A 14,183-nucleotide genomic window follows, 5' to 3' on the forward strand; every position below is an offset into this window, starting at 1 on the left:
GGGATCGATGCACTCGTGTCGCTCACGCGGCAAGTCTAGTGAGCCGGGCGGGCGCGGCAGGCGGCGACCGGCCGCAGCGGCCGCCGCAGCGCGCACGCGGACGCGTACGCTGGCCCCATGAGACCGCTTCGCACCGAGGAACCCGCCCCGCTGCCGTCGCTTGACGAGCTGCTGGAGCCCATGCGGGTCGTGTCGCTGCCGATGCACACGCGGTTCCGGGGCATCACCCGCCGCGAGGCCGCCCTGCTGCACGGCCCGAACGGCTGGGTCGAGTTCTCCCCGTTCCTCGAGTACGACACCGCGGAGGCGGCGGCCTGGCTGGCCGGCGCGATCGACGCCGGCTGGACGCCGCAGCCTGCCCCGGTGCGCGACCGGGTGTCCGTCAACGCGACCCTGCCCGCGGTTCCCGCTGGCGAGGTGCCCGCCGTGATGGCACACTACGGCGACCTGTCCGCCCTGCACACCGTGAAGGTGAAGGTCGCCGGTGAGGGCGACGCGCTCGAGGACGACCGGGCCCGGCTGCGAGCACTGCGCGAGCTGGTCGGCGACGACGTGCGCGTGCGCATCGACGTCAACGGACGCTGGGGGCTCGACGAGGCGTTCGCGGCGCTGGCACAGCTGGCCCGCTTCGGCCTCGAGTACGCCGAGCAGCCCGTCGCCGACGTGGAGGATCTCGCCCGTCTGCGCGAGCAGCTGGCCGCGCACGACGTGCCCGTGCCCATCGCCGCCGACGAGAGCGTGCGGAAGGCCGAGGACCCGCTGCGGGTGGCCGAGCTCGGCGCGGCCGACCTCATCATCGTCAAGGCGCAGCCCCTCGGCGGCGCGCACCGGGTGCTCGACGTCGTCGCACGCAGCGGCCTGCCCGCGGTGGTCTCCTCCGCACTGGACACGGCCGTCGGCATCGCCGCCGGGGCCCGGCTGGCGGCCGCGCTGCCCGCACTCGACCACGCCTGCGGGCTGGCCACCGGCGCCCTGTTCACGGACGACGTGGCCGGCCGGGACGCGCACGGCGCACGCACGGCCGAGGACGCGGCCGGGTTCGTGCACGACTTCGCGATCACGCCGGGCTGGGTCGAGCCCGACGAAGACGCGCTCGACCGGCTGGACGCGGGGGTGGCCCGCACCGGCTGGTGGCGGGAGCGGATCGCCGCCTGCCACGCGGCGCTGGCCGAGCGCGGCTGAGCCCGACGACCGGGCCCGATCGAGGTCACAGCCGGGAACGCGCCAGTCGCACAGCCGACAGCCACTGCTGCGCCACAGGATGGCGCACCTCTGGCGATCGACCCGCCGCGTGTCGCGCTACTGGTCGGCGTGCCCGCGCAGAGGGCTGAGCGGGCCGGCCAGCCACCCCGCCCGGGCTAGCTCAGCCCCGAGTAGGCGTGCAGGCCCTTGAACAGCGTGTTGACCACGCCGAAGTTGAACAGCACCGCCGCGAACCCGATCAGCGAGAGCACCGCGGCCCGTGTGCCCCGCCACCCGCGGGTCGCCCGCGCGTGCAGGTACCCCGCGTAGATCACCCAGATGATCAGCGTCCAGGTCTCCTTGACGTCCCAGCCCCAGTAGCGCCCCCACGCCTTCTGCGCCCAGATCGCCCCGAAGATCAGCGTGAACGTCCACAGCACGAACCCCACGATGATCACCGTGAACGCCAGCTGCTCCAGCCGACCCGAGTCCGGCAGCGCCTCCATGAACACGTTGCGCCGCCGCTCGCCGGCCGGACGCCGCTCCCGGCCCGCCTGCACCAGCTGCAGCACCGACACCGCCGCGCCCACCGCGAAGAAGCCCGTCGCGAGGATCGCCACGAGCACGTGGATCACGATCCACGCCGACTGCAGCGCCGGCATGAGCGGCTTGACCGCCGTGTACCAGATCGTCGTCGCCAGCAGCAGCACGATCACCAGGAACCCGGTGATGAACATGCCCGTGAACCGCACGTCACGCCACAGGTTCACGAACAGGTACACGCCGGAGATGATCGCCACCGCCGTGATCGAGAACTCGTGCATGTTCGACCACGGCACGCGTCCCGCCGACAGCCCTCGCAGCACGGCTCCCGCCGTGATGACCAGGAATCCCAGCCAGGTCAGCGCCGTGCCGATGTTCACGGCCTTGTGCGTGCGCGCCGACTGCCGCCCCGACCAGCGCACGGCGAAGTCGTACGCGTAGAACACGAACGCCAGGCCGAAGATCACCCCCGCTGTGACGACCGCGGTCAGCGACCACTCCTCAAGCTGCGCGACATCCATGGTGCTCCATCCTATGCTCTCTCGTCATCGCGGTCACCTGCGGCGGCCGCGTCCTCGTCATCCCGACCCGCGGACGCCGCGCCGGCCGGGTCGGTCCCGGCCTCCGTGCCCTCGCACCCGGCGTCGCCTGCAGCGGCTCCGTCCGTCTCCGCGCCGTCCGCGCGGGCGAACCCGGCGGCGACCTCGTCCGCGACATCGTCCGCGGCCCCGCCCACATCATGCCGGATGCCGGCCGCGAGCGCGTCGACCGCCCCGGCGAGCGTCTGGTCGTCGCCGCGGGCGAGCCCGCCGATCTCGAAGACGCAGCGGTCGGCAGGCGCCGCCCCGTCAGCCGGGTCCAGCGGCGCGGCGGCCACGGGCTCGTTCCAGGCCCGCACCCACACGCGGCGGCGGGGCACGAACAGTGACGCGACGAGGCCGAGGACGGCGACCAGCGCGAACGACAGCACCCACACCTGAGTGGGGTCATGGCGCAGCTCGAGGCTCACGTACGGCAGCACCTCGTCGAGGGTGACCGTGCCACGGCCGCCGGGCAGGTCGACGGTCTCGCCCGGCCTGAGCTGCAGCGCCTTCGTGTCGACCTGCGCGCCGGCGATCTGGGTGAGCGAGTCGGGGTCGAGCGTGTACACCGAGGTGGGCACGCCATGGTCGACGCCGAGGTCGCCGACGTAGACGTTGAGGCTCAGCAGGGGGTTGTCGAGGGCCGGGTACACCGATGTGTAGATGCCGTCATGCGCCTCGGTCGCCGTGGGATAGAAGTAGCCGAGCATGCCGACCTGCTCCGGCTCGATGTCGGTGACCTTGACCACGCCCATCGAGGTGTTGTTCTGATCCTGCGAGATGAACGGCACGGGGTCGGAGAAGACGACCTGCCCCTGCGCGTCGCGCACGGTGATCCGGGGCGCGTAGCCGTTGCCGAGCAGGTACACGTCGGTGCCGTCGACGTTCAGCGGCTGGTTGACCTTGATCGTACCGTCGGTGTCGCGGCCGTCGGCGTGGTGCACGGTGACGTCGGCGGTGTAGTCGGTCGGCTGCCCGTAGGCGCCGCTGCGGATGTCGTCGATCGTGTCGGCGTACTCGGTCTCGAACCCGTCGAGGGTGATCGAGAAGGGCGCGAGCCGACCGGCGTCGAACCACTGCCCCGGGGTGAACGAGTCGTAGCTGCTCAGCGTGTTCGGGAAGGTGTCGCCCTGCACGATGACCCGCTGGCCGTGGTACGACAGGCCGCCGCCGACGCCGACGGCGACGAGCACGCCGACCAGGGCGACGTGGAAGACGAGATTGCCGGTCTCGCGCAGGTAGCCGCGCTCGGCGCTGACGCTCAGCGCGGCGGGGCGCCGGCTCGTCGCGGCCGTGTCGAACCGGGCCCGGCGATAGTGCCGGCGGGCGAGCCGGCGGTCGGCGGCCTCGATCACGTCGACGGGAGTCGCGGCGACCGTGAGCCGCTCGTGGCCGACCATCCGGTCGAGGCGCGACGGGGTGCGCGGCGGCCGCGAGACGAGCGCCCGCGCATGCACGCGGATGCGCGGCAGGATGCAGCCGATCAGCGAGACGAACAGCAGCAGGTAGACGGCCGAGTACCACGGCGACGAGTACACGTCGAAGAGGCTGAACCGGTCGAGCCAGGGGGCGAGGTCGGGATGCTCGTCGAAGTACTGGGTCACGCCGTTCGGGTCGGCGCCGCGCTGCGGCACGAGCGACCCGGGCACGGACGCGACGGCGAGCAGCAGCAGCAGGATGAGCGCCACGCGCATGCTCGTCAGCTGCCGCCAGAAGAACCGCAGCCAGCCGACCGGGCCGAGGCGGGTGGCGCCGCCGGGCAGCTCCTCGGCCTGGCGGGCGGACGAGAGAGCCTCCTCCGCCGCGACGGCGCGGTCCGCGCGCGCCCGGGGCGACTCCGCCGCCTCCGGTCGGGCGGCGTGCTCCTCCGGGGTCAGGGGGGAGTCAGATGAGCGTGACATAGGCACCGATCCATCCTTGCAGAGTGTTGATCCACGACGTCCACAGCCCGGTCGCCAGCGCGGCGCCGAGCAGCACGAGCAGCACGCCGCCGACGATGTTGATCGCCCGCACGTGCCGCCGGGCCCAGCCGAGCGTGCGGCCCGCCCAGCTCCAGCCGGCGGCGATGAGCAGGAACGGCACGCCGAGCCCGAGGGCGAAGCAGAGGCTGAGGACCGCCCCGATCGAGGCCGAGCCGCTGGTGAGGCTCAGCGACTGGATCGCGGCGAGCACCGGGCCCATGCAGGGCGTCCAGCCCAGCCCGAAGACGACGCCGAGCAGTGGGGCGCCGACGAGGCCGACGCGCGGCTGCCAGCCCGGCCGCAGCGTCCGCTGCAGCGCGCCGAACCGGCCGACGAAGACGAGGCCCAGCAGCATCACCACCACGCCGAGCACGCGGGTGACGACCTCCTCGTGCGTGACGAGGAACCGGCCGAGCCCGCCGACCACGCCGCCGACGACGACGAACACGGCCGCGAAACCGAGCACGAACAGGGCGACGCCGACCACGGTGCGCGACCGGCCGGGGGCGTGCACGCCGGAGCCCGCCGGGGCGCCCGCCGGCCCGTCGGCCGCCGCACCGCCCGCCGCCGCGCGGCCGGCCCCTGACGCGCGACCGGCCGTGGCGTCGGGCGTGATCGCGCCGACGTACGCGAGATAGCCGGGCACGAGCGGCAGCACGCACGGTGACAGGAAGCTCGCCAGTCCGGCGAGCAGCGCGATCGGCACGCCCGCCCACAGCGACCCGGAGAGCACGATCCGGGCAAGTTCTCCGCCCACCGGTCAGCTCGCCGTGGACTCGTCGAGCGCCGTGCGGATCAGCGAGCGCAGCGTGCTCGCGTCGAGCTGCCCGAGGATGGTGGCGGTGGCCCGGCCGTCGCGGCCGAGGACGACGGTGGTCGGCACCGACTTCGGCGGCACGCCCGCCGCGGAGAACGCGGTCTGCACCGAGTCGCCGCCGGCGTCCGCGTCGAGCACGGATGGATACGCGATGCCGTGGGTGCGCTCGAACGCCTGGGCGGTCTCGGCGCCGTCGCGCACGTTGACGCCGAGGAAGCGCACGTCGTCGGCGGCGAACTCATCGCTGATCGCCTTCAGGTCGTCGGCCTCGGCCCGGCAGGGCGGGCAGGCCGCGTACCAGAAGTTCACCACGGTGACTGAGCCGAGGTAGTCGGCGTCCGAGACGGTCGTGCCGGCGTCGGTCCGCCCGGTGAAGCTCACCGGGTCGGGGCGCTCGTCGGCGGCGTACTCGCGCACCGCACCGTTGCCGGAGACGTACCCCTGGTCGGTGGTGTCGCCGGTCTGCTGGCCGGCCAGGTCGTCGCCGCCGAAGCAGGCGGCGAGGCCGACGGCGCTGGCGGACGCGAGGGCGAGGGCCGTCGCGACGCGGGCCGCGCGGCGGGCGGATGCGGGCATCCTCATACTGCTCCTTGATCGATGACGCCGGCCACGCCGGCCGCTGGCTCGCGGTAGTCCACCTCGGTGAACCGCCTCGAGCCGGGATCGTACTCGAAGCTCGTCACGCTCGAGAGCGCGCAGCGGCGGTGGGCGGGGTTGTGGAAGAGGGGCTCGCCGGCGACGCTGCGGTGGGCGAGCCAGATCGGCGACTGGTGGGTGACCATGACGATGTCGCCGCCCGGCGCGTCCGTGGTCTGCTCGCGGCTCGCCTCGGCCCGCCAGGCCGCGGCCATCGCGGCGAGCATCCGCGCGGCGATGTCGCGGTACGGCTCACCCCAGCTCGGCCGGAAGGGGTTGGCGATGTGCCGCCACTCGGAGGGGTGCGCGAGCAGGTGGGGGCCGGGGGTGCGTCGGGTGCCCTCGTAAACGTTGCCGGCCTCCACGAGCCGGTCGTCGACGATCAGCGGCAGCCCGGTCAGCTCGACCAGTGGCGCGGCCGACTCCTGCGCACGTTGCAGGGGGGACGCGTACAGCGCCGCGATGGGCCGGCCGTCGGCGACAAGCGCCCGCGCGGTGGTGCGGGCCATCGTCCGTCCGCGGTCGGAGAGCCGGAATCCGGGCAGGCGCCCGTACAGGATGCCATCGGGATTGTGGACCTCGCCGTGACGGACCAGATGGATGCGTCCGGGTGCCATGCCGTCCAGTCTACGTTGGCGCGGGCCGCCGGGGCCGCGGGCGGCGCGGATCCACAGGTGGGCGGGATGCGGGCGTCGCCGCTCCCGAGCCCCGCGGACGCCGTCCGCCGCCCGCCCCGCCCGCCCGGGAGCACGGCGTCCCGCCCGCCCGTGACGGCGTCGTCCCGGGCGCCGGCGCGCCCCCATCGGGCGCGCCCCCGCACTAGAATCGACCCGATACCGCTCTCTTCGGAAGGACATCTGTGCTGCGCACGCACCAGGCCGGGTCGCTCGGCAAAGACTTGACAGGCACGACCGTCACCCTCGCCGGCTGGGTCGACCGGCGGCGCGATCACGGCGGTGTCGCGTTCATCGATCTGCGCGACGCCTCGGGCATCGCCCAGGTGGTCATCTATGACGAGGAGGTGGCGCACCCGCTGCGCAGCGAGTTCGTCATCCGTGTCACCGGCGAGGTGCGGCTGCGCCCCGAGGGCAACCAGAACGAGCGGCTGGCCACCGGCGACGTCGAGGTCGTCGCCCGCGAGGTCGAGGTGCTCGCCCCGTCCGCTCCGCTGCCGTTCCAGGTGTCGACCGCGCTGGCCGGCACAGAGGAGGCCGAGCACGTCAGCGGCGACATCCGGCTGAAGTACCGCTACCTTGACCTGCGCCGCCCGGCTCCCGCGCGGGCGCTGCGGCTGCGCGCCGCCGTGACCCGGGCCGCCCGCCGCGTGCTCGACGAGCACGGCTTCGTCGAGATCGAGACGCCGACGCTGACCCGGTCGACGCCCGAGGGCGCCCGCGACTTCCTCGTGCCGGCCCGCCTCGTGCCCGGCAGCTGGTACGCGCTGCCGCAGTCACCGCAGCTGTACAAGCAGCTGCTCATGGTCGCCGGGATGGAGCGGTACTACCAGGTCGCCCGCTGCTACCGCGACGAGGACTTCCGCGCCGACCGCCAGCCCGAGTTCACGCAGCTGGACGCCGAGATGAGCTTCGTCGACCAGGAGGACGTCATGGCGGTCGCCGAGGACGTGCTCGCGGCCGTCTGGGCCGAGATCGGCGTGGAGATCCCCCGCCCGATCCCGCGGCTGGCGTACGCGGACGCGATGCGCCTGTACGGCTCGGACAAGCCCGATCTGCGCTTCGGCAACCCGATCGTCGATCTGACCGACTTCTTCGCCGACACCCCGTTCCGGGTCTTCCAGACCCCGTACGTGGGGGCGATCCGCTACCCGGGCGGCGCCTCGCTGCCGCGCCGGCAGTTCGACGCGTGGCAGGACTGGGCCCGCTCGCGCGGCGCCCGCGGGCTCGCGTACGTGACGTTCAAGGAGGACGGCACCCTCGCCGGCCCGGTCGCGAAGAACATCTCGGAGACCGAGCGGGCGGGGCTCGCCGAGGCGGTCGGTGCGGAGCCTGGCGACGCGGTCTTCTTCGCCGCGGGCCGGACGAAGCCATCGCAGACGCTGCTCGGCGCGGCTCGTGTGGAGATCGCGCGCCGCTCGGGGCTGCTGCACGACGACGAGTTCGCGTTCGTGTGGATCGTCGACTTCCCACTGTTCAAGCGCGTCGACGAGGAGGGCGACGACGACGTGGCGGTCGGCTCGGGTGCGTGGACGAGCGAGCACCATCCGTTCACGAAGCCCGCCGGCGACTGGGTCGACCGGTTCGAGGAGGACCCGGAGCACGCGCTGTCGGCCGCGTACGACATCGTCTGCAACGGCAACGAGATCGGCGGCGGCTCGGAGCGCATCCACCGCACCGACGTGCAGGAGCGGATGCTGGCGTTCCTGGGCATCAGCCCCGAGGAGGCCCACGAGAAGTTCGGCTTCCTGCTCGAGGCCTTCAAGTTCGGCGCGCCGCCGCACGCGGGCATCGCGTTCGGCTGGGATCGCATCAACGCGCTGCTGTCGGGCAGCGACTCGATCCGCGACGTGATCGCCTTCCCGAAGTCCGGCGGCGGGCAGGATCCGCTCACCGGCGCGCCTGCCCCGATCTCGGCCGCCCAGCGTGCGGAGGCCGGCGTCGACGCGGCGCCGGAGGAGCCCGCCGACGCCGCCGAGGCGGGGGACGCGGCGAACGCCTGACCCGCCCCGGGGTGCGGGCGGCGGCCTGCACCCCGGTTCCACGCTCAGGTTCCGCTCACAGGGCGCCTGAGCCGTGCGCGCCGTGACACGGAGCCGGCGCCCCGACGGCCGCGGAGCCGGACGCCGCCACCCCGCACCACCCCGGGCGCACGAGAGCGCGCTCCGATCGGATCGACCGATCGGAGCGCGCTCTCGTCATGCCGGGCCGGGCCGGCGCCGGACGGGTCGCCGCCGGGCAGGCGGCCGCCCGTCGCCGCCCCGGCCCGGGACGCCCGCTCACTCCCGCTTGCCGAGCAGGAACATCCGCAGGCCCAGCGTCACGAAGCGACGGAACTGATAGCACAGGCTCTGCCGGCGCCGCAGCTCGCTCTTCGTGGGCATGAGCGCCTCCGTGGCGACTCGCTGCCTGGTGTCGTTCAGCATGGCGACTCCTCTCGTGCTCGCACCGACCTATGACTCACCCGGATCACTCGGGGATCACCCACCAGAACGGGCGCGCCTTCATCTTGTACATGAACGCGGTGTGCAGCAGACGCTTCAGCCAGTGCCCGGCGAGGCCGATCTCACCGCTGGTCTCCTTCAGATTCCGCCCGCTCGGGAACACCTGCGTGTCGGGCACGATCGGCGACATGACCATCGACACCGCCTGACCGCTCTTGAAACCGGTTCCACCGGAGGCGATGCACGAGGCCGCCAGGTGCGCCATCGACGCCTCGTGAGTCGGGTGGTCGGCGCGCCCCTCGACCATATCGGCGATCGACAGGGCCACGGCCTTCGCCGTCGCACCCGAGGGCTGCCCGGTGCGGGGCGGGGCGGGGGCGATCGCGACCCCGCCCGGGGACTTCCGCGGCTTCGATATGGGGTGCGGCGGGGCGAACGCGATGCCCGCGGCGAACAGGTTGGGGTACGTCGGGTTCTGGTAGGTCTTCGGCCAGTCCTCGCCCCGCCATTCGTCATAGGACTTCCGGCCGTAGTTCGCGTCGACCTTCATGAACCCGCTGGGGGCGAAGACCCGGCCGGTGATGTCCTCACCCGCGCGGTCGACCGCGTCGATGCGAGCGCCCTTGAACGGGGGCAGCAGCATCGCGAAGTCATAGTGCTGCTCCTTGACCCCCTCGCTGTCGACCTGCTCGTAGCGGATGGTGTCCTCGGTGATCTCGGTCGCCCCGGCGGCCATGATCGGCACGATGTCGCGCTCGCGCAGCAGCGACTCGGTGAGCACCTCGCCGCGCATCCGGTAGCCGTTGCGCTCGATGGTCAGCCCGCCGACGCCGAAGTCGCCGAGCTCGTGCTCATTGGTGAAGAAGTACACCGTGGCGTTGTCGCGCACGCCGGCACGGCGCAGCTCGTGGTCGACATTGAGCACGTACTCGAACGCCGCCCCCTCGCAGGTGCAGGTGCCGTTGCCCATGCCGATGACCAGGTCGAGGTGCTCGCCGCCGCGCAGCCGTTCGATGGCCTGACGCAGCTGACGCTCGGCGTCCACCGCGTGGTCGGCGGTGCACACCGAGGCGGTGTGCCCGCCGTTCGGCCCGAGGCCCGGTGTCGCCTCGAAGTCGAGCCGGGGACCGGTGGCGTCGATCAGCCAGTCGTACCGCAGCCGCTCGGTGTGGCCTTTGTCGGCGCCGGCGGTGTAGGTGATGTCCACCGCCGGACGTGCGTCCTGCTCATCGCCCTCCGGGTGCAGCCTGGTGGCGAGCGCCTGGCGGAAGTCGATGTGCTTGCGCCGGTAGATCGGCTCAAGCGGGAAGATCACCTGGCTCTTGGTCATCCGGCCGACCCCGACCCAGATGTTCGAGGGGATCCAGTTCCAGTTGCTGTTCGGGCTGACGACCACCACCTCATGCCGGTTCTTCAGTCTGCGCTTCAGGAACAGTGCCGCCGTATGACCGGCGACCCCCGCTCCGAGCACCACGATGCGCGCCATCACGTTCTCCCATCTGTGCGTGCGAGCTGTGCGGACGACCGGCCTCGCGGACGCGTGATCCCGCCGTCTCCGCTCACTATACCCCCAGAGGTATCAATTCATCGGACGTCAGATGTATTCGCCAGCAAAACGGCGGCCCGATCACCCACCGCTCCGCCCGCGTCACGCCGCACGGCGCGGCGGATCACGAGAAGCCGCCGCGGCGCTCGTAGAATCTGCCCTGCCCGCCCGGACGCGCAGCCGCCCGCACGTCGCGCCCCCCTCTCTCCACACTTGGAACCAAGGAGCCTGATCTGTCCCCCACCTCCCCCACTCCGTCCCCCGTGCCCGACCCGCACAGCCCGGCACTCACCTTTCGCCAGGTCGCCCGAGTCCTCGTCGGCCTGCTCCTGGCGACGTTCACCGCGATGCTCAGCACCACGATCGTCGCCAATGCGCTGCCGGAGATCATCAGCGACCTGCACGGCACGCAGTCGCAGTACTCGTGGGTGATCACCACCGCGCTGCTCGCCAACGCCGCGTCCACCCCGCTGTGGGGCAAACTCGCCGATCTGTTCAACAAGAAGCTGCTCGTGCAGATCGCGATCACCATCTTCACCGTCGCGTCGGTCACCGCCGGCTTCGCCACCTCCACCGGCTGGCTGATCGCCTCCCGCGCCCTGCAGGGCATCGGCATGGGCGGGCTCATGTCGCTGTCGATGGCCGTGATCGCCACGATCACCCCGCCCAGCGAGCGCGGGCGATACTCCGGCCTCGTGGGCGCGGTCATCGCGGTCGCGCAGAGCTCCGGGCCGATCGTCGGCGGCCTCATCGTCGACAGCCCGCTCGGCTGGCGCTGGACGTTCTTCGTGTGCGTGCCCCTCGCGGTCATCTCACTCGTCATGCTGCAGCTGACCCTGCACGTGCCGACGATCCGTCGCGACGAGGTGCATGTCGACTGGCTCGGCGCCACACTGCTGACCGGTGGGGTGAGCACGCTGCTGATCTGGGTCTCCCTCGCCGGCCCGAACGGCGACTTCGCCTGGGGCTCCCCGACATCGGTGCTGCTGGCCGCGGGCGGGACGGTGCTGCTCGCGCTGACGCTGCTGGTCGAGCGGCATGTGCCGGAGCCGATTCTCCCGCTGCGCATTCTGCGCCGCCGCACCGTCGCGATGGCCGTCCTCGCCTCGATTCCGGTGGGGGTGGCCATGTTCGGCACCTCGACGTACCTCGGCGAGTACTTCCAGGTGTCACTCGGCCAGACGCCCACCGCAGCCGGACTGCTGCAGTTGCCGATGATCATCGCGATCATGATCGCCAGCACGGTCTCGGGCTCGGTCATCTCGCGCACGGGACGCTGGAAGCGCTGGCTCATCGCCGGGGCCCTGCTGCTCACCACGGGCCTCGCCGCCCTCGCACTCACCACGCACGAGACCCCGCTCTGGGAGACGGGCGTGCGGATCGCGATCATGGGGCTCGGCTCGGGGATGCTCATGCAGAACCTCGTGCTCGTCGTGCAGAACCAGGTGAGCGTCCGGGACGTGGGTGCCGCCGGCAGCCTGGTCGCCTTCATCCGCACGTTCGCCGGGGCGAGCGGCGTGGCCGTTCTGGGCACCGTGCTCTCCGGGCGCGTCAGCGGGCTGGTGCGCGACGGGCTGGCCGCGACGGGCGCGCCGACCGGCGACGTCCCGAGCGGCACCAGTCTCGACCTGGCCGGGCTGCCGGAGGGGGTGCGGACGCTGGTCATGGCCGCCTACGGTGACGCGACCGGGCGCATCTTCCTCATCGCCGCCGTCCTGTCGCTGGGCACAGTCGTCGCTGTCACGCTCCTCCCGAACCTCCCGCTGCGCACGACGCTCGATCTGCAGCCGACGGGCGGCGACGAGCCACCCTCACGGTCCGTGGAGCGATGACTCACCGTCCGGCGACGCGGTCGATCGCCCGGCGCAACCGGTCGGCGTCGGCCCACCACTGACACACCGGGTCGCCCTCGACGGCGATCACCGGGACGAGCTCGCCGTAGCGGTCGCGCAGCGCGGCGTCTTGATCGATGTCGACCTCGCGAACGGTCACGGCGGTGCCAGCCGCGCGCGCCTCGGCGACCACCGCGGTCAGGACCCCTCGGGCGTCGTCGCACAGATGACAGCCGGGACGCTGGTACATCACCACGTCGATCATGAGCGCATTCTATGGCCGCGGCCCCGCGGAGGGGGCGCACCCGCCCGGCGACGCGCGCCGTCCGCCGCACACGAGGCACGCCGTCCGCACGCCCGGGTAGGATGAGGGCGATGCCCGCCACCCGCCCCTCCCGCGCGATCGCCGTGCTCGATCTCGACAACACGATCGTGCGCGGGTCCGCCGTGTTCCATTTCGGCCGCGGCGCGGTCAGCCGCGGACTGATCGCGGCCCGCGACGTGTGGTCGTTCGCGTGGCAGCAGTTCCGCTTCGCCCATCACGGCGAGAACACCGGCAAACTGCGCGACATCCAGGATCGCGCGCTCGGCATCGCGGCCGGCCGCCGCCTCGACGAGATCACCGCGCTGATGCCCGACATCTACGACCGCTGGATCGCGCCATGCGTGTGGCCGCACATCCCCGACATCATCGCGATGCACCGGGAGGCCGGCCGCGAGGTGTGGATCGCGACCGCCTCGCCGCGCGTCATCGCCGCATACATCGCCGAGCGGCTGAGGTGCACTGGAGCGATCGCCTCAGACCTCGAGCTGACCCCGGACGGCCGGCTGACCGGACGCTTCAGCGGCCCCGTGCGCCACGGACAGAGCAAGGCGGATGCGGTGGCCGCCCTGGCCCGGGAGCGCGACCTCGATCTGGCCGCCTCCTTCGCATACACCGACTCCATCAACGACGAGGCCCTGCTGCGGCTCGTCGGCAACCCCGTGGCGGTGAACCCGGACACCCGGCTGCGGCGGCTGGCCGGGCACGAGGGATGGCCCGTGCTGCGCTTGCGGCGGCGCTGACAACGCGAACGGGGCGCCGACCTGCAGGCCGACGCCCCGTCGCTCAGGCGAGAACGCTCACTTCTTGTTGCGGCGCTGATGCCGCGTCTTGCGAAGCAGCTTGCGATGCTTCTTCTTCGCCATGCGCTTGCGGCGCTTCTTGATCACTGAACCCATAGGGAAACCTCACAGATCTGCGGCCGGCAGCCGACCTTTTCGTCAACCCCGTCATCTTACCAGCCGCATGGTGGGGACACCACTCGGCCGCGGCCCGGACACCGCACGGCACCGTCACATCCCTCGACGGCCCGCCCGGCGCAGACCATGCGCGCCGCAGGACGCCTCGCGCCCGCCATCCACCACGCCGCCATCACCCGCGATGCCGGCGCGCCCGGAGCCACCGTGTCGCACGCCGGAACGGCAGCGCGACGACGGCGGCCGCGCGACCCACGACACGGGCCACCTCGCCGCTGATGTGAGGCTCGGTGGTGCCGAGGCGCCCCCAGACGTGATCAGAGGGCGTGCGCTCGGCGGGGCGGACGCTCTCGGCCTGCTCGGCGAGCGCCTCCTGCGCCAGCACCACCGGGGAGGTCGGCGTGAGCTCCGGCAGGAACGACGCCGCCCAGTCCCGGACCGGCCGCAGCCGCTCCGCGCTGACGCGGTACAGCCTCCGCTGCCCCTCCTCGCGCACCTCGACGAGGCCGTGCTCGCGCAGCACGCGCAGGTGCTTCGACACCGTCGGCTGGCTCACGCCGAGCGCGTCGACCAGCGCGGAGACGCTCACCTCGCCGTGCGCGTCACGCAGCGCCTCTAGGATCCTCCGCCGGGTGCGATCGCTCAGCGCCTCGAAAACAGAGCTCATGCGGTCTAGGCTACCAATCCGGACGACCGACGCCGCATGCGGATGCGATCGACCGGCACGG

14 protein-coding genes are annotated in these 14,183 nt (G+C 72.5%); 4 read left to right on the forward strand and 10 right to left on the reverse strand.

Going from position 1 to position 14,183, the window contains the following annotated elements:
• Window positions 1–117: 117 nt before the first annotated feature.
• Complete coding sequence (locus F8O02_RS00780) at window positions 118–1,182, forward strand: o-succinylbenzoate synthase (protein ID WP_158035283.1); 1,065 nt, start codon at window positions 118–120, stop codon at window positions 1,180–1,182.
• A gap of 176 nt (window positions 1,183–1,358) precedes the next feature.
• Here the strand turns inward: F8O02_RS00780 and ccsB are convergent, their stop codons facing one another.
• Genes ccsB through F8O02_RS00805 form a run of 5 tightly spaced genes read right to left on the reverse strand, consistent with a single transcriptional unit; the run spans window position 1,359 to window position 6,337 of the window.
• On the reverse strand, window positions 1,359–2,246 hold the full coding sequence (ccsB, locus tag F8O02_RS00785) for a c-type cytochrome biogenesis protein CcsB (protein ID WP_158035284.1): 888 nt from the start codon (window positions 2,244–2,246) through the stop codon (window positions 1,359–1,361).
• A gap of 11 nt (window positions 2,247–2,257) precedes the next feature.
• Entirely contained in the window at window positions 2,258–4,207 is a 1,950-nt protein-coding gene (gene resB, locus F8O02_RS00790; protein WP_158035285.1) for a cytochrome c biogenesis protein ResB, read from the reverse strand.
• On the reverse strand, window positions 4,191–4,985 hold the full coding sequence (locus F8O02_RS00795) for a cytochrome c biogenesis CcdA family protein (protein ID WP_218859663.1): 795 nt from the start codon (window positions 4,983–4,985) through the stop codon (window positions 4,191–4,193). Before F8O02_RS00795 ends, resB begins: the two co-directional genes overlap by 17 nt.
• A gap of 42 nt (window positions 4,986–5,027) precedes the next feature.
• Window positions 5,028–5,660 (reverse strand): TlpA family protein disulfide reductase, encoded by a 633-nt coding sequence (locus tag F8O02_RS00800; RefSeq protein ID WP_158035287.1) that lies wholly within the window; start codon window positions 5,658–5,660, stop codon window positions 5,028–5,030.
• Window positions 5,661–5,662: 2 nt separating this feature from the next.
• Window positions 5,663–6,337, reverse strand: a complete 675-nt coding sequence (locus tag F8O02_RS00805) for a histidine phosphatase family protein (RefSeq protein WP_158035288.1) — start codon at window positions 6,335–6,337, stop codon at window positions 5,663–5,665.
• Window positions 6,338–6,579: 242 nt separating this feature from the next.
• Between F8O02_RS00805 and aspS the strand changes: the two genes are divergently transcribed.
• On the forward strand, window positions 6,580–8,397 hold the full coding sequence (aspS, locus tag F8O02_RS00810) for an aspartate--tRNA ligase (protein WP_158035289.1): 1,818 nt from the start codon (window positions 6,580–6,582) through the stop codon (window positions 8,395–8,397).
• 276 nt (window positions 8,398–8,673) lie between these two features.
• Here aspS and F8O02_RS08940 read toward each other — a convergent pair whose 3' ends face one another.
• Window positions 8,674–8,820, reverse strand: coding sequence for a hypothetical protein (locus F8O02_RS08940; RefSeq protein WP_179416250.1), 147 nt, complete (start codon window positions 8,818–8,820; stop codon window positions 8,674–8,676).
• A 43-nt stretch (window positions 8,821–8,863) separates the two neighbouring features.
• Window positions 8,864–10,324: an NAD(P)/FAD-dependent oxidoreductase gene (locus F8O02_RS00815; RefSeq protein ID WP_158035290.1), complete on the reverse strand. Its 1,461-nt coding sequence runs from the start codon at window positions 10,322–10,324 to the stop codon at window positions 8,864–8,866.
• 323 nt (window positions 10,325–10,647) lie between these two features.
• Between F8O02_RS00815 and F8O02_RS00820 the strand changes: the two genes are divergently transcribed.
• Window positions 10,648–12,216: an MFS transporter gene (locus tag F8O02_RS00820; RefSeq protein WP_225734043.1), complete on the forward strand. Its 1,569-nt coding sequence runs from the start codon at window positions 10,648–10,650 to the stop codon at window positions 12,214–12,216.
• Window position 12,217: 1 nt separating this feature from the next.
• Here F8O02_RS00820 and F8O02_RS00825 read toward each other — a convergent pair whose 3' ends face one another.
• A complete protein-coding gene (locus F8O02_RS00825) occupies window positions 12,218–12,481 on the reverse strand; it encodes a glutaredoxin family protein (protein WP_158035291.1) in 264 nt (87 codons plus the stop codon).
• Window positions 12,482–12,591: 110 nt separating this feature from the next.
• Between F8O02_RS00825 and F8O02_RS00830 the strand changes: the two genes are divergently transcribed.
• Window positions 12,592–13,281 carry an HAD family hydrolase gene (locus tag F8O02_RS00830; protein WP_179416249.1) on the forward strand — a complete coding sequence of 230 codons (690 nt, stop codon included), beginning with the start codon at window positions 12,592–12,594 and terminating at the stop codon, window positions 13,279–13,281.
• Window positions 13,282–13,338: 57 nt separating this feature from the next.
• Here F8O02_RS00830 and F8O02_RS00835 read toward each other — a convergent pair whose 3' ends face one another.
• Window positions 13,339–13,437, reverse strand: a complete 99-nt coding sequence (locus F8O02_RS00835) for a 30S ribosomal protein bS22 (protein ID WP_003792170.1) — start codon at window positions 13,435–13,437, stop codon at window positions 13,339–13,341.
• A gap of 193 nt (window positions 13,438–13,630) precedes the next feature.
• Window positions 13,631–14,122: an ArsR/SmtB family transcription factor gene (locus F8O02_RS00840; protein ID WP_158035293.1), complete on the reverse strand. Its 492-nt coding sequence runs from the start codon at window positions 14,120–14,122 to the stop codon at window positions 13,631–13,633.
• Between the last annotated feature and the right edge of the window lie 61 nt (window positions 14,123–14,183).

Source organism: Pseudoclavibacter caeni, assembly GCF_008831125.1.
In the GTDB taxonomy this organism is placed as follows: domain Bacteria; phylum Actinomycetota; class Actinomycetes; order Actinomycetales; family Microbacteriaceae; genus Pseudoclavibacter_A; species Pseudoclavibacter_A caeni.